The sequence below is a fragment of the Bacillus sp. FSL L8-0099 genome, from assembly GCF_038006385.1.
In the GTDB taxonomy this organism is placed as follows: Bacteria; Bacillota; Bacilli; order Bacillales; family Bacillaceae_G; genus Bacillus_A; species Bacillus_A toyonensis.
In genome coordinates this window covers 1882667-1907659 of record NZ_JBBOVC010000001.1, presented here as the reverse complement: position 1 = coordinate 1907659, position 24993 = coordinate 1882667, and the positions used below count along the sequence as shown (strand labels likewise).

Below are 24993 nucleotides of genomic sequence, written 5' to 3'. Positions count from 1 at the left end.
TGGTGACCTCCCCAACCATATGGATGGATACAAATTTTCATTTCTTCTATACAATATACACTATCATAATGAATTAAAGTAGGAGGTAATATAATGAGTGAAGCGATTATTCACGGTATCATCCTTGCATTTGGCCTTATCATTCCATTAGGTGTCCAAAATGTTTTCGTATTTAACCAAGGTGCGAGCCAACCTAATATTTGGAGGGCAGCCCCTGTAGTATTAACTGCTTCTCTATGTGATACGTTACTAATATTAATTGCAGTACAGGGTGTATCCCTTGTACTCCTTACTTTTTCTTGGCTAACGACGACATTATATACGATTGGATTTATCTTTCTCATATATATGGGCTTCGTTATTTGGAGAAGTAAGCCTTCCAAAGATGTAAAACAAGAAAAAAGCATGCCTTTAAAAAAACAAATTATTTTCGCTGTATCGGTTTCGTTATTAAATCCACATGCGATTTTAGATACAATCGGTGTAATTGGGACAAATTCTATTCAATATATAGGAAGTGAAAAATGGGCTTTTACATCTGCAACGATTATCATTTCTTGGATTTGGTTTATTAGCTTAGCTTTAGCTGGAAAGTTTTTAAAGAGGCTAGACTCAACTGGAAAGGCAATCGTATTATTAAACAAAATTTCAGGCCTCGTCATATGGGGAGTCGCACTTTATATGTTAAAACAAGTTATTTTCCCTAACTAAATTAATAGGATTGCACGCTAATTATAGGTCATGCAATCCTATTTCAAATTATGCAGTCGGTTCTGGCTTCTGTTTTATTGCCTTTTCATCTTTTGCTGGTTTAATCCAAATCATTGCTATAACGGCACCAATAACAGCGAAAATACTTGTCAAATAAAACACTTCATGGTCCGACCCTTTCATAAAAAATGAATATAGGGGTGGTCCAGCTGCTACACCGATAAATCGCATCGAACTATAAAATGACGTAACCGTGCCTCTCTGCTCCTTTTCAATCCCTTGTGTAATTAGGGCATCTAAACATGGGAGTGCCATACCAATTCCTACTCCCATAATAACGAGACATAGAAGTAGTAAATAGATCCCTTTTATAAATAAAGGGATTATGACTGATGCCGCAGCCAGTAAAAAGCCAATATAAATACACTTCTTCATAACATTTTGATTATCTCCAATTTTTTTACCAGCCATATATGAACTAATCGATAATACAAGCAAAGGAATAGCAAGTACACACCCTTTCCATATACCATGAATGTCATACTTTGACTCCAGTATAGTAGACAAATAAAAGAGAATTCCGAATAAAATAAGCATTATAATTGCACCTAGTGCAAAAATGGCAATTAACCATCTTCCCTTTTCTCGAAACGTAGAGATAATAGCTTGAATAAACTCTTTTAATGGTGGTACTTCTCCTTCTTGTTTTTTTGCTTTTACTAGTACCAGTAATAAAACAATCGATACTACACATAAAACTGGAATCGCCCAAAATGGTAAGAACCATACAATGGCAGCTAGAGCAGATCCTAAAATAGGGCTGAGCACTTTTCCAAATGTATTTGATGTCTCAATGATTCCTAAACCTGCGCTAACCTGTTTTTCATCTTTGTATAAATCACCAACACACGGTATAACAACTGGCATTGCACCAGCAGCACCAATACCTTGAATCGCTCTACCGATAAGTATCCAAACGTAGGGATTATCAACTTTCCATGATACCCAACCAGTTACCGCTCCTCCGATAGCCGCAATCAGTAAACTCGGAACCATTACCATCTTCCGTCCCCATCTATCTGATAAATAACCAGCAATCGGTATAAGTAAAATTGCAACTATGGAGTAAATTGTAATAATCATGGATACTTGAAACGATGAAATATGTAATTTCTTTTCGATAGTCGGCAGTATTGGAATGAGCATTGAATTCCCTAATGTCATAACAAGTGGAACTGATGCAAGCGCAATTAAACAACAGTTTTCTTTTTTTAACATGTTGACTTCGGAACCTTTCATCATATATTTCTTACCATATAATAGCCCTGGTGGAACATAATTTTTCATTCCACCAGGGCTATTACATCTTTACTACTTCCCATTCATAACGAAAGAAATTGGGTAAAATATAGTATTATTCCTATTGTTTGAATCCAGTTCGCTATATATCCATACCAATTAATTGAAAAAAAAAGAAAGGAAGAATCCTTCCTTTCTCCTATAACCTTCTACATTTAGCGAGTATATCCGCCACCAAGTTGTTGTTCTGCCATCGCTACAAGGCGTTTCGTGATTTCACCACCTACAGAACCGTTTGCACGTGAAGAAGTTTCAGCTCCAAGTTGTACACCAAACTCTTGTGCAATTTCATATTTCATTTGATCTAGAGCCGCTTGTGCTCCATGTGATGCTAATTGATTAGAATTACGATTTCTAGCCATTACCAATCACCTCCTTGATATATATATAAATTGTGCCAAATTCGAATTTAAATACATGGTAATTTTTGGTTATTTTTAACTATAAAAAAAGAGACTCTAAATAGAGACTCTTTTATCATTTTATATTACGAAGTTACTACCTCTAATCTTCTATCTGTTAATACTTTCATTTCTTCTTTTAATATATCTTTCGCGTTGTGTCCAAACCATTCTAGCGAAGCAAAATAGTCCGTATCTCGCACTTCCCGAATGATATCATCATAATTTACAATACCTTCAAATAATGGAACCATACCAATACGACTTCCCGCTGCGGCATATACATTATTAGGTTCAAATACATGTAAATAATCCGCTGACGATATATTCTTAAAATGGTAATGTTGTATCCACGGTCTTAGTCGATGAAAACTGTCTATTGGATCTGCACCAGACTCCCATATATGAAGAAAATCAAGGTTTATTTTCAGATTCGGATGGTCTACTTCTTCTAATAATTCCAAAGTAGACGGCAACGTGTCCGTTAACGTATTTGGATGTGTTTCTAAAAGTACATACATATCATGCTGAGCAAATAAATCACAAATCTTGTGAATTCGCTTTACATACTCTTGTCTCTCTTGTTTCGAGAAGTCTACACTCCCTTTTTGTCCGGCAAACGTACGAATTTTATTCGTATTAAACCAATTTGCTAACATTACGAGTTGTTCACATTTCCCCATCGTTTTTTCAAAATCTGCCGATAATGATATGTCTAAATAATCACTTATCATCGTAATTTCTAAGTTTTTATCCTTTAAAAAATTCAACTCTCGTTCTGTCGTTTCACGCTCTTGCACATACAAATTTTGTGCATGAGTTCCCCACAATTCAATTCCTTCAAAACCGTTTTCATATGCAAATTGAACAATATCAGTAAATGAAATTAATTGATGACGAAATGAAATGGTACATAGCGAATATTTCATAACTTTAAACTCCCCTATCTTAAATTCAGTTAGCTTTTTAAAGAGTTACGACAGACTGATTTGTTTTCATACCTTTCCATGATAGAAACTGTCTCTCTAATTCCTTCTTAATTTGCAGTTCAATTGCATTCATTTCATCCAGTTTTTCAATAATCGATACGAGCATACCCTTATTATTCGTCATTGCCATTTTAATTGCACGATACTGTACATTTGTAAATCCTTGTACAATATCCTCTACCCGATCACACCAATAATCAAACTCCTCTTCCGAGTATTGTAATGTTTCACGGAAGTATGCAAAGGCATGTTCATAACTATATTTACGAATTGCAAGTACTGGTATTTGTTTTACTGCTGCTACAAGCTTAGAGAGCGAATACCCCTCTTCCTCATTTGCCATTTTTATAATTAAATTTTTTAATTCCATAGTCAGTTCATTATCATACTTTTTGAATGTCTCAGTGAAATAATTAGCTACCATTTCTTGCGTCGGCTCCTGAATCGCCTCTACATCAATGAAATAACCACCACCAAATGGATTATCTTGAACAGAGTGAATCACTTTTTCTCTTTCCATATTCCCTTCCCAACGAAAATCAGGATCTAACATGAACCATTCTTCTTCTTTCTCTGTCTTCGATATCATTAAATAATGCGGAAATGGTTTTTGGTGAAACTTATTTTCCCTCTCTGGTAATAAAGACATATCCACCATTACAATTACATAACGATTTTCCGGCTTATTTTCTACTAATTCTAAAAATGTTTCTACATTTCCATCTTTATCTTTTGCATGATCATACCATTCGTTCACTTTAATACCATACAGTTTTTCATACCAAAGTAAATAATTATCATGGTTAATGTTTTCGGAGTGATACGAAATAATTCCGCCTTCTGTTATATCAAAGTCTCCATCCCATAGTCCAAAATAAAATGGACGAAAATCTATATCACCGCGTCTTTTTATAATTTCACAAAAACAGCTCACTAAACAGTGCACTTTAATTGAAGTCATACTCTCATCCACTTTCTCCAAGGTTAGTTATTCACATTTGATTCTTGTAACGGCTGTAACTCTTCCATAAAATCAAGTAAAGATCCTACAGTAAGAAACGCCCTTGGATCTACCTCATCCTCTGGGACACATAACTTCAAATCCATTTCTATGTATACGATAAGCTGCAATATCATTACCGAATCTATATATAAATCTTGATTTAAACGCATTGTTTCTTCTAAATGCGTTACATTTTTCAGTTCCATTTTTTCTGTCATAATTTTCAGCACTGCACTCTTTAACGTTTCACGTCTCATGTTGTAACCTCTCCCATCTCTAGTAACTTTCTACTTACTTTTCCAGTTTTATTTTTCGGAATTTCAGTTACACTTTCAATTTCATGCGGAACTTTATAAGACGGTAAATGCTGAATACACCATTCTCTTATTTGTACTGGGTCAATATGAGAGATTACTTTCGCTTTTACGATTTCTCCCATCACTGGATGTTTCCCTCGGTATACAATGGCTTCTTGAATACCTTCTAATCGAAGCATCGTTTCTTCCACCTCTATAGGAAACACTTTTAACCCTGAAACATTGATTACATCATCCATACGCCCCATAAAGTGAAGGCCGCGCTCAGATTCATACCCTAAATCTTTCGTATAAATTTCCTTTCCAGCAATTTTCACTACGATTTCTTCAGGCTCGTTTTCATCTGATTCTATGTTTATACTTACATGTGGAAGGGGTTTTCCTAAATCTAAATGACTCTCCATATCATGACATATACTAATACAACCAGCTTCAGAACATCCATATTGCTGCATCATGTACGTTGTCATTTCATTTAGTTTATAAAATAATGTTTCGGGCAAAGGTGATCCGGATGTCATAATTTTATGAAACTGGAACGTTCCTAGTGGAAAACTCCCCATAATATGTAGCATCAATGGTACTGCATATATGATATGTTTTTCTGTATTGCGAATAATATTTAATGCAAATTTAGGGTTTTTATTCGTAATAATTATAGGCTTACTTCCTCTTGTAATAGAAGATAACGTACCACATATTAATCCGTATGAATGTGAAACAGGAGCCATAACAATCGGTACTTCATCTTCTTCACAATTTAAAGCTTCATTATAAGCAACGATTTCAGTATCAACTTCCGTCCATGATCTGCAAATCAATTTCGGTTCTCCCGTGGTTCCTGAGCTATATTGCAATAAAGAAGGCTCTTGTAGCAATGAATTCACTACTTCTAATTTTGTAAATTCGCTACATTCTCCATATAAAAGTCCCGTACAATTTGCACGCCTTGCCATTTTAATAGCCGTATCTTTTGGTGTATCTTCATGTATAAGAAGTACAGATGATTTCTTTTCTTTTAAGAAAAACACAAGTGTAATAATATCAAATGGATCTTTCAGACAAAGTGCAAATCTATTTCCTTGTGCTGCTTGAAATTGTTCCATTTCCTCGTAAACTTGTAATCTCGATTCAAAATCATTTTTACTATACTCTTGTTTATTAACGATTAGCATAATTTCCCCCTGTAACAAATGATTTTTGTATGTTAAGTTGCTTTGCACTATACAATGGATTTGGAACTTCATGAACAAGCGATTCTACATCCAAATATAAACGACGCTTCGTTAATTGCTCCGCATAGAAAGTAGCTGTGTATAATTGAATGGATTCAAATCTCTCTTTCAAATGTGGATATTTTCTAAAATGATTTTCAATTTCTTCAACAATCATCATCCAAAAACGTTCTTCTTTCCATTCATATTCATCCGCAAGTATGAAAGCTAACTCTCCTAGATTAAATAAAAAAAGTGCATCTAAAACCATCTCTTGCAAACATTCGATGCGATCCATTTCAAAGAAATCATTCATTTTTCCGTTCACATACGTTTTATGCATTTTTGTAAACTCAGGGCATTTGTCAATTTCTTTCAAGTATGGACGATAAAACTCAAGTCCTTCATGAAAGTCCTTTAATGCAACCCGGACAGGTAGCCCTTCTTTATGGACTAAAATCATATTTTGACCGTGTGATTCTAATGCGATCCCGTGCTCTACAACAAGATGTAAAACCGGTATTATCGCTTTTTGAATAAGTACTTGCAGCCAATTTTCTATTCCATATTTGTTTAACCATGCGTCAATAATTGGTGTACTATCTTTCTTTTTTGCATATAAGCCATTAAAGGGAACTGCATCCTCTTGTTCATCTACATATTTGTGAACGCTTTCACGCCAAATACATCCTAATGAACCATATGTAGCTTTCTTATTCGTATCATACGTTACGCTCGAGAATTCCTTTAATAAAATCAAGCGCGATTCATCCCTTAAATAAGGATCCTGACTTACGACATCACTTAACCAATTTGATATAGCTGGTGCACTCACAACCGAATGTGGTTTCAACGTACGGATAGTTGAAGTATTAAGTAAATTCATCGATAACTTAACATACGGCTTATTTGGATTCGTCATATTTCTTAACGTTCTCATTGACTGTTGGGCGCAGTATTCATCCGATGATTCCCCTAAATAAATCACATATTTCCCCTGTATATGATCAGCATAATTAGGAATAATAAAGTTCTCCCACTGCCAAGGGTGGACTGGGATAAACAAATACTGTTTTGGATTACATCCCATATTTTGAATACGATTTATATATTCTTCTATTCTCTGCACACCAATTTCTTCTGTTAAAGTATTGCTATAAATCATTTCATTTTCATAACCTACAGTCGCATATTTCTTATGTGCTGCAATCCATATGAGTTTTATTGGCTTCATGAATTCATATCCATATTGAAAATTGTCACGATATTGAAATCCAATGCGCGCTTTATAGCTAGGATGATACGGGTGACCGTCTATTAAATGGCTTTCAAACTCATCGTAAGATTTTCGAGTATATTCCTCCCTTTTATTTCTTTCATATTGTGCAATCGTGTCTTTAAATATTGTTTGTTCTAATTCGTGAATAAAAGAATCTAATCTAGTTCGTTCTACGTTAACAACCCGAAAAACTTCTTCTAAAAATTGCGACACAGATTGTATTTCTTTTTGTTCATCTTGCACTCGTATTAGTAACGAGTCTACAGCAATACGTCCAAATGTCATCCTTTCTCTTCCGTGGCATTGATACGAAACATTTTTGTTTTCTTCATCAAGTCCTTGTATAATAAAAAGAATTTGTTCTTCCTTCTCTACACGAACTGGCGTTATAATCCCCTCATAAATTAACGATTCTACTAACTGACGTAACACCCTTCTTCGCACTGAAATGTATTCTTCTGATTCAAGTGCCTTCAATATTTTCGTGTGATACATATCCACTTTCATAAACTCCTCCACTTATGACGAAATACCAAATTCCATTATTTGTATTACGTGAAATTTTAACGCTATTTATGAACGAACAGCCACTTCTCTAACGAGTGGATTATGCACTTGCACATAAATTGCTTGCTCTAATGGATTTGTTAATTCATCGACATCGAAAAATCTCGTTAATAAATTTGCTTTACATGCCAACTTATCCTCTTCCAACAATTCTCTTAAAAATGTAGAAGGTTCACGGTTATATGGAAGGAATGATTCCAATACAGACCTTAATTCAGAAAGTAGAATTTCCTCCTTAATTAATCCTGCCGTACCAAAACCGTTAATAAGTCCAAACATATGATTAAAAATTAAATAGTAACGAAACCTTTCATCTACAATATAATCGTCATATAAATTCCCAGTACGTTCTCCAATACCAGATAACTCATTATTAAGCATCTCTTTCATTGAATTACAGAAATAAAATCCTTGATTATCACGGAAATAATATTTTACTGGATAACCATCCTTCAACTGTACAACACTATTTTGTTGATGAGCTTCTAATGCAACTCCATACTGTAAATACATCCATACCATCGGCTTTAAAGAAATATTTACATACCGTCTAAACCACTCTAAACTTACTTCTTCACAGCTTCTATTTTCTAACTCTGCTATATGATGAATTATATTCGATAAACGAGTGCGCTCTTCAGGAATAGCATCTTGAACTAGTCCAGCAATTAATGTAGCATCATTTGCATGTTCACTATAGAAAGGGTTCTCGCGAATAATTACTTCAAATCCAGATTCTTGTGTTCCATAATTTAATGTAATAAAGGCTGGATCACAAATAAAATCAAAGCCTGGAAATCTTTCTCGTACTTCACCAATAGCCGTATTTAACATTTCCTTCCCTTCAAGGCCACTCTCAAGTTCTTTCAACTTATTAATGCGCATTGAATTTGTTACTTTCACTGGAAAGGAAAACTTAAGCATATATTTCGAATGAGGATGATATAGCGTCCTAAGTGATGATGTTGCCATATAACACTTACCTACTGGACCAATATATTCAAGCACTCCTTGATTTATCCACTCTTGTACATAAGGTTGATGTAATAACCATTCAGCCTGAAGCGGATGAATTGGAATTAATGAATATTCATCTTCCTTACAGTACTTCTCTATAAATTCCTCATTTACCATCTCATCTTTACTTAATTCTTCTTTTATAATCGTTGTTGTAGAATCTAATAATAATGATTTTTCATTTACTATACTTTTATGTGCGCGAAAATAATGAAGCTGGCATTCTCCTTTTAATTCTGGAGAATACATTGCACTTTTCCAATCCAATATACCTTGTCTACTCTTTGGGGTAGGATGAGTTAAATGCCCAAATAATAAAGATTGCTCCGCCTCTATAAAAGTTGTATGGAAACCATATAATGCAGATGTATCTTCTGCTCTCTCTTTTGTAAATTCTTCAATATTTTGACAACTGCGAATAACTCGAAGCATAAGCTCAGCAGGATTAGTTCCTTCTCCATAGTTGATAGACATCTCTTTTATTAAAAATGTAATAACTGTAACATAATCTGCTTTTATAACAGTTTTAGTTTCTCCAATTTGATAATAAAACTGTTCTCCAAACAAATGGCGATCTGTTGCTGATTTATATATAACTTCTCCATACAAAGTAACATTCTGTGCCGATAGCCGACAACATAAATATGTGGGGACTACATTTCTATTCAACGTATTACTGAAGATACTTTCCATTCTTTCATCCTCTGTAATCCATTCTCCACTCCCTGTTTCTCTTAAATAACAGTTTAAAAAACTTTGTATTGTTGCATGTTCTGCGATTTGTTTCGCATGCTGCATACTGGTCCTCCTCTTTATATTAACGCTATCGAAATTTTATAAAACAACCAATGATTGAATATCATTATCAATTATGATTCTAATTGATTGTTATTATCAATTCAAGAGTATATTTCAGAATTTTTTTATCTAACTAAATTTTTTTCCTTTTCTATCATTTATTTCATCTAATTAAAGATACAATAGAAAAATTTTTACTCTCAAGTTAACTATTCATTATTTTTCACATTACTCGTTATTAATCGATTGAACAGAGTTAAACAAAAAGGTATACCAATTAAAGGTATACCTTTTAAAAACATAAAGTTTACATAATAATATTATTTATATTCCTCCAGCAATACGCTGTTTCTTCTACCTGTACTCTCTCTAAAAATTTCGTATCAATTTTTTCAGGGTTATATTTTTCATAAAACTTTTTAGCGGGATTATTAGTAACGACCCAAACTAAAAGAGATTGCATACCATTTTTTATACATTCCGACAGTAACGCTTGAAATAATTTTTGTCCTATTTTCAGTCCTTGATACTGTTGTAACAGATAAATCGCATATAATTCCCCATCACAATTATATGTACCGCTTCTTTCAACTCCCCCATCAATGAATCCGATTATTTTTCCATTTAACGTTTCTGCTACAAATCTGAATTGGTAATTATCTTCTTTTTGAAAAATATCCTCCCACTGCTTTTTTCTTTGTTCAAATGTTACATTTTCTAAAATTTCGTTTTCGAATATCCCGGTATACGTTGTTTTCCAGCTTTCCACATGTACTTTTGCTATTGCTGCAATATCCGATTTTGTCGCCCTTCTAATGTGTATCTCCACCATTCTCATCCCCTTTAGAGAATAATTATAGCAAACTGTTTTTTTATGCGTAAAAAAAAGAGTGAATTTTCATCACCCTTTTTTATCTACTTTCAACTTCAACTGAAACAACTCGATCAATCTCTTTTAGTGAACTATATAACTCAGTTGTATATAAATCTTCTGGAGCTAAAATAACCATCTCCAATTGCTGAAATGCACCACTATCAATATCTTTAATTTTCACTCGTTTTACATGCATGCCTAATTTTTTAATTTGCTTAAATATACCATCTAATTCTTGGTGCTCTTTTACAGTAATTTTTATAGATAAGTCCTTTTGTCTTAATGAATACGGGCCTGCAATTTTCACAATTTGCGGAAGTACGTTAATCGCTAAAATAATTAAAATCATGGCAACGGTCGCTTGCAAATAAAACCCTGCTCCAATTGCTATACCTAAAGCTGAAGCAGCCCACACCATAGAAGCTGTCGTTAATCCAGAAATAACGTCATTACTTCTTCGTAAAATAACACCTGCTCCAAGGAAACCGATTCCGCTCACAATTTGAGCAGCAAGACGCATTGGATCCATATTTGTATGACCTGGAACAGAATATACATGAACTGATTCAATTGAAACCATCGTAATTAAACAACTTGCTACAGAAATAACCATACTTGTTTTCACACCAAGCGGTTTATTCTTTAGCTGCCTATCTATCCCGATGAATAATCCTAAAAAGAGCGCTAAACCTAATTTGAGTAAAAATTCATATGACATGTTTCATTCTCCTTACTTTACAATGTTTCCCTTCGAATAATTCACTATAACTCTTTTATGATATCTATTCCAGTCTTTTCTATTCATTTAACGATAAAAGCCGAAAAAACATTTTTATATGTTTTTTCGGCTTTATATTCCGATTAAGAACTTTCTTTATTTCTGTTCTTTAATCTTAATCTGCGCATCTTTATAAAATGCTAATTTACTGTCATTATACTCTTTTGTATAATTGTTAAACTGCTCTTTCGACTTTTGTGCTTCTCCATTTAACTCATTAAAAGTTTTAACTTTCTCACCAATCTCTTTTAATTTCGTTTCTTTTACCTTTAATTGTTCGTACAATTCTTTTTCAGTCGCTAACGCCTTCGTGTAGTTTTCATTCATCTTTTGGAATGCATCGTAACGTTTTTTATACGACTCTTCAACTGCCTTTGCTTGCTTTTGCACTTTCTTATCTTCAAGTTTTTCTATATTACTTTGAACGGATTTCGTTTCCTTCTGCGCTTTTTCTAGCATTTCTTTTTCGTTTTTCAATACTTTTTCACGGTCAGCTACATTTGCAGTCGCTTGTTCTATCTTTTTCATAACTGCGTCATTATGATCTTTACCTTCTTGTAAAATTTGAGAATATAGTTCTTGACCTTGCTTCTCTAAACCCTCTAATTTTTTCGCTTCATCAACTAAAGACTTTTCTTGTGTCGCTGCTGTTTCAAAAGCTGTATATAAATTTTCTTCTGGCTTTTCACCGAAACAACCTGTTAATACCCCTACTGATAACGCTCCAACTAATGCTACTTTTCCATACTTCAACATTCATTCCTCCATTACATACGGTTATCATGCCAGAAGTTCACTGGGAAGTGACTTTCTTCATGATAAGCTTCAAACTCATAACCCTTTTCTTTTAACCCCTTTAAAATTGCTGGCACAGCAGCGACTGATTGCGGGTGAATATCATGCATTAAAATTACTTCTTGTGGTTTTGTTGCATTTGTTAATACGTTTTGAGCAATTTGCGCTGCAGCTGCATCAACTTGCATTTTATTATATTTCCAATCTAATGAATCAATTGTCCAATCCCAAACTTTAAAACCGCCTTCTACCACTTTATTTCGAAGGCCTTCATTTAATCCAGGCATCGAACCATATGGTGGACGTGTTAATTTAGGTGATTTTCCAATAATATTAGCAATTAAGCTTTGGTCTTCTTTCATCTCATTTACATATTCACCATTTTTATATAACTTTGCAAAATTATGTGTCATACTATGCATACCTACATAATGTCCCTCTGCATTTTCACGTTTCACTAAATCCGGAAACTCTTTTACATTCGCTCCAATTAAAAAGAATGTCGCCTTCGCATCATGCTGTTTTAACGTATTTAATAATTCAGCCGTATATTTGCCTGGTCCATCATCAAATGTAAGATAAGCAACTTTTCTTTCTTTTCCATTAAAACGACTTGGTGCCGTTTTATTCAATTCAACTTTTGATTGTTCACTTGCAAGCTGTACTACATTTTCTTGTTTTGCAACAGCCTTTGCTGGTGAAGTAATTGATTGAAACATAAAATACCCAATAGCTACTGCTGCAACCGCTATTAAAACGACTACTACTCGTTTCATATTAAAAGCTTTTTCCATTCTATCGAATTCCTCTCCCTATTAATCTTATATATAAATCACCCAATGTAATTATACATCTATTTATTTTATTGCACGATATAAAGTGAAACTTTAATCAGTGGGGGGATTCATCCCCCACTGATTATTAACCTTCACCAATCGAGTGTTTACGGGCAGTTAATTTCCCACCTACCTTCTTTGCTCTAGCCGAATTTTGAGGCGGGAATCTCACTACCCACAAATAGCGTGATAAATAGACTGCATATGTATTATAATGGGAGTTTTATCAAAATTGTTGTTCCTATTCCTTCTTTACTCACAATACTAAGTGTACCTCTATGAAGCTCCACCATTTTTTTTACGATAGCTAAGCCAAGGCCTGCACCTGCAGCATGATTATTAATCTGGTAAAAAGACTGCTCTATATATGGTAAATGCTCTTTAGCAATTCCAATCCCTTCATCTTTCACCTTTATCACTGCTTGTCCTTCATTTTTAGTCGCTTCAATGTATACAGTACCATTTTCATGTGAATATTTAATTGCATTTTGAATAATATTCAAGAAAATTTGCTTTAGCCTATTTCGGTCTCCCAACAATTCAATTCGTTCTATAGTATTAATGAATTGAATTTGTTTCTTTTCAGCGTTAGGAGTTAATTGCCAAATCGTCTCCTCTAGTATATCGTACAATTGCACCTTTTGTTTATATAAATTAAAATGATTTGATTGTAATCTTGAAAAATCTAACAATTCTTCTACTAAATGAATCAATCGGTCTGTCTCACCGGAAATAATCCCCATACCTTGCTTGATTTCTTCTTCTGTTAAATGTTCTACTGTTTTAAGCGTCTCACTCCAACCTTTAATTCCTGTTAAAGGTGTTCGTATTTCATGAGAAATAGAAGCGATAAATTCATTTTTCATCTGTTCCGCTTTTTCTATTTTATCAGACATATAGTTTAAACTATGTGCTAATTCACCTAATTCACCAGGATAATCTTCTTTAATTTTATTTTTCAACGTTCCTTCTGCGATTTGTGAAGAAGCTTGAATGATAGATTCAATTGGCTCAACAAAAGAATTTGCCAAGCGTCTACTAATTGAGAAGACAATACATGAAATAACAATACCAACGGCAATAGTAAACATAATAATTTCAATAATCTTTGCATTCACATGTGTTAATACTGTCGTATATTTTAAAACACCGATTGTTTGTCCTTGATGTATAAGTGGGCTTAGCACTTCTAGTTGTTTTTCATTATCTTTCGTAGTAGTAACTTGATTATACATTTCACCTTCCAATAAAGATTGTGGGATATTCACTTTACCTTCTACTTTTTCACCACTTGAAGATTGTATAACCGAACCATGACGATCAATTAACTGTAATTCCGTTCCATCTAATTGAAAACTACTAATTATGTCACCACTATATTCTTGCAAACGAATAAAATATAATGAATTGTATTCTGAGAAAAATCGAGTACTCGTCTTCGCATGAGATTCTATATATTGCACAATACCATTATAATAATATCGATAAATTGAGACCGAAAATACTACCTCAAACAATACAAGCATAAGTGTAATGACCGTCATAAAATATAAAGTCACTTTCCGTTTCATCTTATACTTTCCTTCCACACATATCCTTTTCCCCACACTGTAAGGATAAATTCGGGTTCTGATGGATTACATTCTATCTTTTGGCGTAACCGTCTCATATTTACATCTACGACTTTCGTCTCGCCTACGTAATTCGTTCCCCAAATCATATTTAAAATTTCATCACGTGAAACCGGCTTTGAGGATTCATTCATTAAGTATTGTAAAATCATATACTCTGTAGGTGTTAAATCAACCAATTGTCCATCTCTATATAATCTTTCTTCTATAATATTTAACGAAAACGGACCAGACGTAATTGTATTCGTTTTTTCTTTATGCACTTCTATTCTTCTTAATAGAGATTGTATACGTGCAGTTAACTCTACTGGACTAAACGGTTTTGTAATATAATCATCTGCACCAATTCCTAGTCCTTGCACCACATCTCCATCTTGTACACGTGCGGTTAACATAATAATGCCCATTTTTTTATTTTCTTCCCGAATAGTTTTACAAACTTGAAAACCATCAATTCCTGGTAACATGACATCAAGTAACGCTACATCAACAGTGTGATCACATAAAATCTGTAACGCTTCTTCTCCAGTACTAGCTTCTAATACATAAAATCCAGCACGCTTTAAATTTAAGACAATAAAACTACGGATTGGCATTTCATCTTCTAAAACTAAAATTGTTGACATAATTTCCACCTCCCTACTCTTGTTGATAATCCGCTAGCGGTTTTATATATGCTTTCACTTTTTTAAACTTTGATCGCTTCGGCACTGCATATACGTGAGAAGCCGTTTTCACCGCTGCCTCGAATCCTTTTATTTTGAACCATTCTTTCCGCTTAAAAATTTGGACTTCAAGCCATATTTCATTTGTATTTACGTCCAAAAACTTTTGAGAATTTGATTCCTTCTGCTGATCTGGGATAGTAATTTTCCCAATCAACTCTTCAGGAATTTTCACAAAATACCCTTTTTCTATATCGATGTATCTTTCTTCTATAGGTTTCGTTCCATCTTCACTCCACTGTATGTAACGTTCAAAGAGCGGACTATCTCCATGTGACTTATCTTCCCAACCTTTTGGACGTACAGTACGAACAAATTCAATAATACCGTCTTCATTTACATCTTTACTTTCCACCACATATTCATTGAATAAATCTTCTTTCCCATCTATAGGTAGTACCTCATAATGATCCTTATCAAATTTTGCTACATAAGTTATACCTGAATGAGCCCCAATTCCTGCATCAATTACAATCGCCTTTAATGTTTTAGAAATATGGCCCATTTGTATTCTTTGAATACTATTTATAAATGGATCAAATGTAACTTCTGATATTGTCTTAAACTGCTCAATAAGCTCAACTGTCAACTTCTCATCTTTTTCATAAGTAACAAGGCTTATATCATTAAGACCATTTCTATTTAGATCCTCTATAAATAACTTCGTGTAACGCCGATTATAAATCTCCTTCATATCATCATTTTCTTCTGAAAAAGCATACATAACATGTTCTAACGATTCACGATTTACAGAGATTCCAATTAATAATTCTCGCTTCCCATTCCCTGTAAAATCACCGACTTCAACGATATCTATATCCTCACCATCAAATTTATGCGTGGACTTTATTTTCCACTTATAGCCGATTTCCTCATATACAGCTAAATATACGCTACGATCTTCATTCGGCAATTTATAAAATACGATGGCTTCTTTTTTATTATCTTGTTTAAAATCCATTGACCAAATCATTTGTTTATCTTTATTAGACTTTGGAGTAAGCAACCGATAATTAACAGGCAAATCTTTATCTATTTGCTCTTTTAGTTCATTAATCCACTTTTCATTTGCAGGAGCTCCCATTAAATTGGTTGGAGCTTCAGACATTTTACATCCAGTCAATATAAAGACGATTCCCATAATGCTTATCCATTTTTGCATATGTTATCTTTCCTTATAACAGTATTTATCTTTACTTTTTGCTTATCCAATAATCTCATACATATGAGTATAATTTTTCTAGAATAAAAAATCGTTACAGAAAAGTTACAAATCCATTTCCATAAAAAAAGATTGGCAAAGGCCAATCTTTTTTACTTTTCATTTAGAACTGATTTTGGCGTTACACCTAGATGTTGATTCAGTTTATTTGAAATATCTTTCACATTTTTTTCATTTGGAATGTAATAATAAATACCACCAATACGTTTATCAGTACCTTCAATTTGCATCTTTTCCATTTGTAGATCCGATCCTGCCATGTTTTTCGTAATAGCAAGCATATCATCAAATGTTAAGTTTGTTTTCATGTTTTTATCAACTGCATCAAGTAGAGAGCCCATTTTGCTAATTGATTGAACAGACATTGCTTTTTTCGCAATTGCTTCTATTACAAGTTGTTGTCTCTGTCCGCGCATTGCATCACTATCAATTTTACGTGTTCTTGCAAGTGCAAGTGCCTGTTCTCCATTTAAATGTTGGAAACCTTTTTCTAAATGAATCATACCTGCTTGGTCTTTACTATCTTGCTCTGTGAACGTAACAGGTACATCAATATCAATACCACCTAGTGAATCTACAATTTGAACAAATGACTCAAAGTTAAACTTCACATAATAATCAACTGGAACATTTAAAAATCTTTCCACAGTATCTCGTGTACTTTCAACACCACCAAATACATGTGCATGCGTAATTTTATCTAATTTTTTTCTAGATGGAATATAAACACGTGAATCACGCGGAATACTAACTAATTTAACAGATTTATCATCTTTATTAATTGTTGCTAATAAAAGTGCATCCGTTCGAACCGCTTCACCATATTGACTTTTCCGCATTTCACTACCGTCTACACCCATAATTAAAATTGAGATATTATCCTTTAAAGGTTCCACTTCTTTATCACGTTTTGATGATTTATCAATTTGTGCATATGCATCACTTACAACCGCTTTTGCTTTATTATATATTAACGACCCATATCCTACTCCACCAAAAACAAGCAAGAACAATGGAATTATTATAAACCACTTTATTGACTTTCTTTTAGAACGCTTCTTATTACTTCTCGTATTTTGTTCTAATTCAGAGCTCATACCCATTCGCCTCTCTTTCTCTTTCCCTAGTATAATGTATGTCTAGTAATCTTCATATTGAATTTCCTTTCAATTACCTTACAAATTTGTAAGGTTACATTGTGGATTCAATATATATTCCATTTCACATTATACTCTCGTACTTATTTTTGGCAAGTCACTATTTACTAACTTCAAAAATTTAGCACTTCGTAACATTCGAAATTACAGATTTATCAACCTTTTCATTTCAAATAATCTGACTTTCAACTGAAAGAACGAACAAAATAGTGAGTCAAGTTAGTTATTAACTCTCTATTCATACAGTTATATTTCACATTATTGTTTCGCCAACGGCGTATACATGATTTTCTTCCCATTATTATAAATTAAAGCAGTCTTTGCTTTTAATTTCGTTTTTTCTATTTCCACATCTTCATTTGAGAAATTCACAATAATTTTAATATCTTTTCCATATGAAGTAGATTGTACTAGCTTATCTTCTGACAAGTATGCAAAGTTTGTCATTTCTTCTTTTACTGCCTTTTTATGAACTTCATTCCAAACTTTCAGATGCTCTGTAATTTCTTTTTTATGCTGATTCCACTCTACTTCATCTAAATGGTACAAAGGAGGAACATTATACAATAACTCATATAGCATACGGCTTCCTACCTCATCTTTCACTTTCAAACTTCCCCATTCCCAGTGATGCGTTGTAATGACGGAATCGTTGTATACTAATTTATATAAAGGAAGCGAATATACTGGATTTAAATATACTTGTTTATATTCTTCTTTCAACGGTACTTGTTTTGCATATTTTTCTGGAACATTTTGATTTGGTGAATAATATCCACCGACATAATACGGGCTTGTTTTGTTTTTCCGCATATCTTCATCGTCCCATTTAATAACTGGCGTTTCAATTCCATGAGCAAATGCAATCGTACTACTAGCAAAATCATTTCCGCCCTCAGAGCCAACTACCATACCTTTTTCTTGGGCAATATAATCCATTCGTTGTAATCTTGCTTTTAAATCTTGTTCCTGTGTCGTTACATGTTCTGATGAATAGTCATCGTAAATTTCACCCGTTGCATCACAATCGATAAACCATGAATTATATTTAGGACCATTTTGCAATATATCGTTCATTCGTTCTTTTACACTAGGAAGTGATAATGTTGGATTTAGTTTTCGCCCTCTACCTAAAAACCCTTGCACCTTTTCTCCATTTTTCTTCGTTACAGTTGCCTCTTCATATAACGATGGATCATTAAAGGACGCTGTGTTCCAATTTTTATCACCTTTCTCATGAATGGAATGATAAGAATCATACGGACCAACTAAATATCCCATTTTCTTAGCTTCTGTAACAAAATTAGGTTGCATAAATCCTTGTTCCCAGTTTGGTAGACCAATCCAAGCTTTGTCTATCCCTTCTTCTTTCATTTTCTTTATTATATCCGTTCCATCTGCGTTTCCCCACTTACTTATATCTTCAACTGAACCACCAAGTACTGACTTTAATAAATGCTTATTTAAGCTATACAGTTCTGCTTTCGATAAGTGATCTATACCTTTTTTTAATAACTCACTAGCCTCCTGATCAATTTTCGGGAAAATATCCTCTTTATACAATTCCTTCATTGATAACACTTCGTTTACATAACGCAAAATAACATTTTTTTGATACTTATCAATGAAATCTTGTTTACTTACTTGCTCAAATACATTTAATTCCCCAGGCTCTGAACTATTTTTTTGAATAAGCTCTTTTATATGGCTAAACACTGGGCTATTTATTTGCTCTCTTAACTTCGGCCAATTTACATTACTTGCTGATAAACCATTTTGATTCCAAAAATAAAAATGAGCCGCTCCATAAAGTTTTTCAATTTCTTTATTTCTTCTTGCTTTTTCTTGTAATGTTTTAAATTCACCTTTTTCGATAATGTTATCCTTATACAGCTTAGCAATACTTACTGCATCAGTATTTGTGACATATAATTGAAAACCATATGTTTTATTTTTATTTATACTCGGGAATTCATGTATAAAATCAAACCCTATTTTCGGATCCGAATGAAATTTTACTTCATTATTAAATATATTATTCGCAATATATACAATGGAATATTTCGAACCATTTAATGCAAAAAACTTCATAGAAAATGATTCAGCAAATGAATATTCATCATCCTTTAAAAACTTCTTCCAATTCTCATCATTACTTGGAATTTGTTTACCTTCCCATAACGGAAGTGTATAATTTTCAGCCTGTACTTTCGGCCATGTAAAGCTTTCTGCACCAATCGATTCTACTTCAATATTTAAGTGGTCTTTTTTCTTTTCTAAGTTTACTTTTACTTTTTGATCTGGATATTCCCACGACGTACGATCCTTATCTTTTTTTACATTCGACACCTTCATTTTCGGCAGAGCTTGCGATGCCTGTTCCTTTACACCATCATGTTCTACAGTTAACGTGAAAGTCTCTGGATTTACATCGTAAGTAAAATCTTTATACGTCGCTTTCTTTATTTTAGACTCTTGTACAGCATTATTACCTTTTACATCACACCCGACTAAAGTCGAAAATGACATAGTTGTAAGAAGACATATCGCTATCATTTTTTTCATCTCCTGCACCTCCATCCCTGAATATACAGGGGCTTTGTTACAGGAATATGGCAAAAAATAATAGAGCTAGCATAACGCTAACTCTATTATGAATATAAAAAATTCTCAAATAACTATAATTTATTTTTTAATATGTAATACAGAGGGACTTTAATCCTTGTTTTTTATTCTCACAAATAATGTGATTAAACAAATTAAAGTTTCACTAGGCTTTCCTTACCTGAAAAAGTAAGTGTATATAATATATCCTAAAACTAGCACTAAAATTAATATCCCTGTACCTTTCCAATTCATGCCCCCTGTCATATCAACAGGGCTACCTGATTCCGCTCTATTGAGCCCATCATTCAAAGATCCGGTAGGGTTATTTTTTAACTCGCTTTGTCTTATGCGTTCTCTTTTTTCTTCTGATGACTCTTTTGAACTCATATAATCACCTCCAAAATTAATACGCTCTTTACTAAATCATACAATACTCATTTTCATTTTATATGCTGATTTAAAGTATATGTACAACAAAAAAAGCTAGCGATGCTAGCTCTTTTTATAATCCAATATGTTCTTCCTTATTTACAGTAATCCCTTTATGATCGATTTCAAGCTCACATACTTTCATAGCTGTAAATACTTTCGCTAATTGCTCAGCTATTTCTTGACGCTTCTCATACGGCGTTAATATGAAAATGGATGGCCCCGCACCGCTAAGCGCCGTTCCATATGCTCCGAATTCTTTTGCACATTTACGAATTGATGGCAATAACGGTACGAGTTCTAAACGATATGGCTCGTGAAAATGATCTCTTTCCATCATTTCACCTACAACTTCCCACCGCTTTTGGCATAATGCTGCTACTAATACGTTGCTTATCGCACTAGCTTTAACTGCTTCATGAAACGGAAACATTTCTGGTAATACAGATCGACTTTCATCTGTATTTAGCTCTTCATTTGGAATAAGAGAAATTACGCCTAATTCCTTACTTTCAATCCTTACAACTGAAACATTCTTTCCATCAAGTGCTCCGATTACAGTTCCACCTAATATAGAAGCTGCAACATTATCTGGATGCCCTTCAAAATTTGTAGCAATTTGAACCTTTTGATCAGTCGTTAAGTTCAAATTAGCAAGTTGATTCGCAAGCTCTATTCCTGCTACAATCGCTGAGGCACTACTTCCTAGTCCTCTTGTTAGCGGAATATTACTAGTAACTTCTATTATATGGGGTGATAAAGAAGGACATACTTTACATGCCGTGCTAACGATTAAATTTTTATCATCTGTCGGAATTGAATCTTCAAAGGAATGTATTACTTGCCATTTATCAGCTGTGCCCTTTACAACAACCTCTAAATACAATGACAAAGCTATTCCTACTGAATCAAATCCAGGTCCAACATTTGCTGTACTAGCAGGCACACGTACTCTCAATGGTATCACGACATAATCACCCCTTTTATATGTTCTTTAATTTGTTCTATATCATTTGAAACACTTGCAATATCTAATTTATTAGAAGAAATTGCGATATTAGGATCTTTCAAACCATTTCCAGTTAATACCGCAACTACTGTTTCTCCTTTTTTGATTTTTCCAGATTGAACATGTTTCATTACGCCAGCTAATGAAGCATTTGATCCTGGCTCAGCGAAAACCCCTTCCGTTTTTGCTAACAATCTATACGCATGTAATATTTCCTCATCTGATACCATATCTATCTCGCCTCGAGACTGCTCAGCAGCCTCTACTGCATATGACCAACTCGCTGGGTTACCGATACGTATAGCTGTTGCAATTGTTTCAGGTTCTTCAATTACATGTCCTTTTACAATTGCAGCTGCTCCTTCCGCTTCAAAGCCGTGAATTCTTGGCTTTTTGTAGCCTTTTTCTTTCTCATATTCACAGAACCCTTTCCAGTATGCTGTAATATTCCCTGCATTCCCAACAGGAATAGCGAGAACATCTGGCGCTTTTTGCAACTGGTCACAAATTTCAAACGCTGCTGTTTTTTGCCCTTCAATTCGATAAGGGTTCACTGAGTTTACTAATGTAATTGGCTCTTCTACAGCAATGTTTCTTACAGCCTTAAGTGCATCATCAAAATTTCCTTCTATTGAAATGATTTCAGCTCCATAAGCGACTGCTTGCGCTAACTTTCCATGCGCAATCTTTCCTTCCGGGATTACGATAATACATTTCATTCCGAGGCGTGCCGCATATGCTGCAGCCGCTGCCGATGTATTACCTGTTGATGCACAAATGATTGCCTCAGAACCTTCTTCTTTCGCTTTAGCAACCGCCATTACCATACCACGATCTTTAAAAGAACCTGTTGGATTCGCTCCTTCATACTTACCATATAAGTGAATCCCTAATTGTTTTGATATATTTAATAATGGAATTAGAGGTGTATTCCCTTCCATTAAACTGACATCAGGTGTGTTTTCATTCACTGGTAAATAAGCAGCATACTGTTTTAATAGTCCTTTATACATATTGTTTTTCCTCCTCAATAATGTAATAACTCTTTATTTCACTTGCGACAGCTTCTATTGCTCCTAAAACTTTTTCGAATTGATATTTTGAAGTTTGATGTGTCACAACAACGACTTCTGCAAGCTCACGATTCAAAGGTAATTGAATCACTTCTTTTAAACTTACAGAATAATTAACGAAACATTCTGTTACTTTCTGCAACATCCCTGGCTCATCTTGTAATGAAATACGTAAGAAGTATTTCGAAACAACTTCTTCATCTCCTTGTAATTCATACGGCACTGGTTCTTTTAACGCACTTTTATTTTTCGGAACTTGATTCATATTTTTAACGATCGAAATAATATCACTTACTACAGCAGAGCCAGTCGGTAACTTCCCAGCTCCAGGTCCGTAAAACATCACTTCCCCTACTGCTTGACCGTGAACATACACTGCATTAAATTCATTATTTACATTTGATAACGGATGACGGCTTGGTAAAAGAGTCGGTTCTACACTTAAATGAATAGCTGATCCTTGTTTCTCCGCTTTACCAATTAGTTTCATAGTAAATCCTAACTTTTCAGCCATTTGTAAATCTTCTTTTTCAACCTTTCGAATCCCTCTCACTTGCACATCATCTAATGAAACATTCATCGAAAACCCTAAATTCGCAAGGATCGCTACCTTTCTCGCCGCATCTAGTCCATCTACATCTGCTGTCGGATCTGATTCTGCGAATCCTAATTTTTGTGCTTCCTGTAAAGCCTCTTCATACGACCATCCATTTTGACTCATCTTTGTTAACATGTAATTTGTTGTTCCATTTACAATTCCCATTATTTTTTCAATTTGATCTGAAGCTAATCCGTCTGTTAATCCTCTTAACACTGGAATACCACCCGCTACACTTGCCTCATAACATAGATCACAATCATTTACGTTCGCTAATTGAAGAAGTTCCGCACCGTATACAGCCATTAAATCTTTATTTGCTGTTACGACATGCTTCTTATTTCGTAAAGCCTTCACAATATGCTGTTTTGCTTCTTCAATTCCGCCCATTACCTCTACTACAATATCAATATTTGAATCATTTAGAACTTCATCTGCATGACTTGTTACTGCAATTCCATCAATACAAACATCGCGTTCTTTTTCCAAATCACGTACAACGACTGTTTTTACTTTCACTTCGTATCCTGTATCAAGTGCGATTTTTTTATAATGTTCTTTCAAAATGTGGACAACACCACTTCCGACTGTACCTAATCCTAACACCCCAACATTAATAACGTTATGCATCTTCTAATCTCCTCCTACAATTTTATTTTTTATCTCTATCAATCACCTTGTTCTGCTTTTTAATCATGCAGGTGGTGGTTATTTCCGTACGTACGAATCGTTTCATGTTACAGCACCTCCTTTCAAAGTAATAAAGTGAAACTTTAATCAGTGGAGATTTTGTCCATTCCTCACTGATTATTAGTTGAACCAATCGGGCTTTTACGGACAGTTGATCTCCCATCTAACTCCCTCGCATCTGCCAAATTTTGAGATGGGAGTCTTACTGACCGTTAATGCGGGATAAAAAAACACACTCATCCCTAGGAAAGGGACGAATGTGTTTTCGTGGTTCCACCCTTGTTCCAATCTAGACGTATCTCCTCCTAGATTGCTCAAGTTCAGATAACGGCTGATACCGTCAATAATTACTAGATTACTCGTTCACTATTGAAGTTCAAAGGTGGTAAAATCATTTCTCGTGTTAGGAAGCTCACACCCTTGGCTTCCCTCTCTGTAAACCGTAAAAATGATTTCGTGTCCTTATCGTTACTTTTTCGTTCATGTTTATTTGTTAACTCATTATACTCGCATAAAAAACAAAATCAATACCATTTTTTAATTATTTAAAATTTTCAATCTCTAAGGCCGTAAAAAAACACACTCATCCCTAGGAAAGGGACGAATGTGTTTTCGTGGTTCCACCCTTGTTCCAATCTAGACGTATTTCCTTCTAGATTGCTCAAGTTCAGATAACGGCTGATACCGTCAATAATTACTAGATTACTCGTTCACTATTGAAGTTCAAAGGTGGTAAAATCATTTCTCGTGTTAGGAAGCTCACACCCTTGACTTCCCTCTCTGTAAACCGTAAAAATGATTTCGTGTCCTTGTCATTACTTTTTCGTTCATGTCTATTTGTTAACTTATTATAGTTATCAAATTTTTAAAAAGCAAGCCTATTTTTATTAACTATTTTCAAGATCATTTTTTAT

At 34.1% G+C, this 24993-nt stretch carries 22 protein-coding genes and 2 other annotated features; of the genes, 1 reads left to right on the top strand and 21 read right to left on the bottom strand.

The features are described 5' to 3' along the window. Positions 1 to 93 precede the first annotated feature (93 nt). Positions 94 to 711 (top strand): LysE/ArgO family amino acid transporter, encoded by a 618-nt coding sequence (locus MHH42_RS09805; protein WP_001287314.1) that lies wholly within the window; start codon positions 94 to 96, stop codon positions 709 to 711. Between the two features lie 48 nt (positions 712 to 759). On the opposite strand, the gene MHH42_RS09800 is transcribed toward MHH42_RS09805, so the two are convergent. The 21 genes from MHH42_RS09800 to MHH42_RS09700 all read right to left on the bottom strand — a co-directional run bounded on the left by MHH42_RS09800 (position 760) and on the right by MHH42_RS09700 (position 24019). Then, positions 760 to 1989 (bottom strand): MFS transporter, encoded by a 1230-nt coding sequence (locus tag MHH42_RS09800; RefSeq protein ID WP_043322897.1) that lies wholly within the window; start codon positions 1987 to 1989, stop codon positions 760 to 762. A gap of 236 nt (positions 1990 to 2225) precedes the next feature. Next, positions 2226 to 2432 (bottom strand): alpha/beta-type small acid-soluble spore protein, encoded by a 207-nt coding sequence (locus MHH42_RS09795; RefSeq protein WP_000113546.1) that lies wholly within the window; start codon positions 2430 to 2432, stop codon positions 2226 to 2228. Positions 2433 to 2557: 125 nt separating this feature from the next. Further along, a complete protein-coding gene (locus tag MHH42_RS09790; RefSeq protein WP_000877704.1) occupies positions 2558 to 3400 on the bottom strand; it encodes a sugar phosphate isomerase/epimerase family protein in 843 nt (280 codons plus the stop codon). A gap of 37 nt (positions 3401 to 3437) precedes the next feature. Then, a complete protein-coding gene (locus tag MHH42_RS09785) occupies positions 3438 to 4421 on the bottom strand; it encodes a DUF6005 family protein (RefSeq protein WP_340893261.1) in 984 nt (327 codons plus the stop codon). A 23-nt stretch (positions 4422 to 4444) separates the two neighbouring features. Further along, positions 4445 to 4720 carry a petrobactin biosynthesis protein AsbD gene (asbD, locus tag MHH42_RS09780; RefSeq protein ID WP_340893259.1) on the bottom strand — a complete coding sequence of 92 codons (276 nt, stop codon included), beginning with the start codon at positions 4718 to 4720 and terminating at the stop codon, positions 4445 to 4447. Beyond that, the gene (locus MHH42_RS09775) at positions 4717 to 5955 is read right to left on the bottom strand and encodes an AMP-binding protein (protein WP_340893256.1); all 1239 of its coding nucleotides are present in this window, start codon (positions 5953 to 5955) and stop codon (positions 4717 to 4719) included. The genes asbD and MHH42_RS09775 overlap by 4 nt, the downstream gene beginning before the upstream one ends. Continuing rightward, positions 5942 to 7780 carry an IucA/IucC family protein gene (locus tag MHH42_RS09770; protein ID WP_340893255.1) on the bottom strand — a complete coding sequence of 613 codons (1839 nt, stop codon included), beginning with the start codon at positions 7778 to 7780 and terminating at the stop codon, positions 5942 to 5944. The genes MHH42_RS09775 and MHH42_RS09770 overlap by 14 nt, the downstream gene beginning before the upstream one ends. A gap of 66 nt (positions 7781 to 7846) precedes the next feature. Next, positions 7847 to 9655 carry an IucA/IucC family protein gene (locus MHH42_RS09765; RefSeq protein ID WP_001163331.1) on the bottom strand — a complete coding sequence of 603 codons (1809 nt, stop codon included), beginning with the start codon at positions 9653 to 9655 and terminating at the stop codon, positions 7847 to 7849. Between the two features lie 307 nt (positions 9656 to 9962). Then, the gene (locus tag MHH42_RS09760) at positions 9963 to 10487 is read right to left on the bottom strand and encodes a GNAT family N-acetyltransferase (protein WP_000229284.1); all 525 of its coding nucleotides are present in this window, start codon (positions 10485 to 10487) and stop codon (positions 9963 to 9965) included. Between the two features lie 79 nt (positions 10488 to 10566). Then, positions 10567 to 11247, bottom strand: a complete 681-nt coding sequence (locus MHH42_RS09755; protein WP_000119505.1) for an MgtC/SapB family protein — start codon at positions 11245 to 11247, stop codon at positions 10567 to 10569. A gap of 156 nt (positions 11248 to 11403) precedes the next feature. After that, positions 11404 to 12060: a YkyA family protein gene (locus tag MHH42_RS09750; protein ID WP_033658408.1), complete on the bottom strand. Its 657-nt coding sequence runs from the start codon at positions 12058 to 12060 to the stop codon at positions 11404 to 11406. 14 nt (positions 12061 to 12074) lie between these two features. Continuing rightward, on the bottom strand, positions 12075 to 12896 hold the full coding sequence (locus tag MHH42_RS09745) for a peptidoglycan-N-acetylglucosamine deacetylase (protein ID WP_000409398.1): 822 nt from the start codon (positions 12894 to 12896) through the stop codon (positions 12075 to 12077). Positions 12897 to 13147: 251 nt separating this feature from the next. Further along, complete coding sequence (locus MHH42_RS09740) at positions 13148 to 14509, bottom strand: HAMP domain-containing sensor histidine kinase (protein ID WP_000824522.1); 1362 nt, start codon at positions 14507 to 14509, stop codon at positions 13148 to 13150. Continuing rightward, a complete protein-coding gene (locus tag MHH42_RS09735; protein WP_097837291.1) occupies positions 14506 to 15195 on the bottom strand; it encodes a response regulator transcription factor in 690 nt (229 codons plus the stop codon). Before MHH42_RS09735 ends, MHH42_RS09740 begins: the two co-directional genes overlap by 4 nt. A 13-nt stretch (positions 15196 to 15208) precedes the next feature. Continuing rightward, positions 15209 to 16456 (bottom strand): hypothetical protein, encoded by a 1248-nt coding sequence (locus tag MHH42_RS09730; protein ID WP_001174826.1) that lies wholly within the window; start codon positions 16454 to 16456, stop codon positions 15209 to 15211. A gap of 152 nt (positions 16457 to 16608) precedes the next feature. Continuing rightward, positions 16609 to 17613: an LCP family protein gene (locus MHH42_RS09725; RefSeq protein WP_002093782.1), complete on the bottom strand. Its 1005-nt coding sequence runs from the start codon at positions 17611 to 17613 to the stop codon at positions 16609 to 16611. A gap of 318 nt (positions 17614 to 17931) precedes the next feature. Continuing rightward, positions 17932 to 20238, bottom strand: coding sequence for a glycoside hydrolase (locus MHH42_RS09720; protein ID WP_340893253.1), 2307 nt, complete (start codon positions 20236 to 20238; stop codon positions 17932 to 17934). A 216-nt stretch (positions 20239 to 20454) separates the two neighbouring features. Next, positions 20455 to 20667 carry a DUF6366 family protein gene (locus MHH42_RS09715; protein ID WP_000095428.1) on the bottom strand — a complete coding sequence of 71 codons (213 nt, stop codon included), beginning with the start codon at positions 20665 to 20667 and terminating at the stop codon, positions 20455 to 20457. Between the two features lie 115 nt (positions 20668 to 20782). After that, complete coding sequence (thrB, locus tag MHH42_RS09710; RefSeq protein ID WP_000612654.1) at positions 20783 to 21676, bottom strand: homoserine kinase; 894 nt, start codon at positions 21674 to 21676, stop codon at positions 20783 to 20785. Further along, complete coding sequence (thrC, locus tag MHH42_RS09705) at positions 21673 to 22731, bottom strand: threonine synthase (RefSeq protein ID WP_340893252.1); 1059 nt, start codon at positions 22729 to 22731, stop codon at positions 21673 to 21675. The genes thrB and thrC overlap by 4 nt, the downstream gene beginning before the upstream one ends. Then, a complete protein-coding gene (locus MHH42_RS09700) occupies positions 22724 to 24019 on the bottom strand; it encodes a homoserine dehydrogenase (protein WP_098637392.1) in 1296 nt (431 codons plus the stop codon). The genes thrC and MHH42_RS09700 overlap by 8 nt, the downstream gene beginning before the upstream one ends. A 306-nt stretch (positions 24020 to 24325) precedes the next feature. Then, positions 24326 to 24557: a binding site (T-box leader), on the bottom strand. 115 nt (positions 24558 to 24672) lie between these two features. Then, positions 24673 to 24904: a binding site (T-box leader), on the bottom strand. Positions 24905 to 24993: the final 89 nt, after the last annotated feature.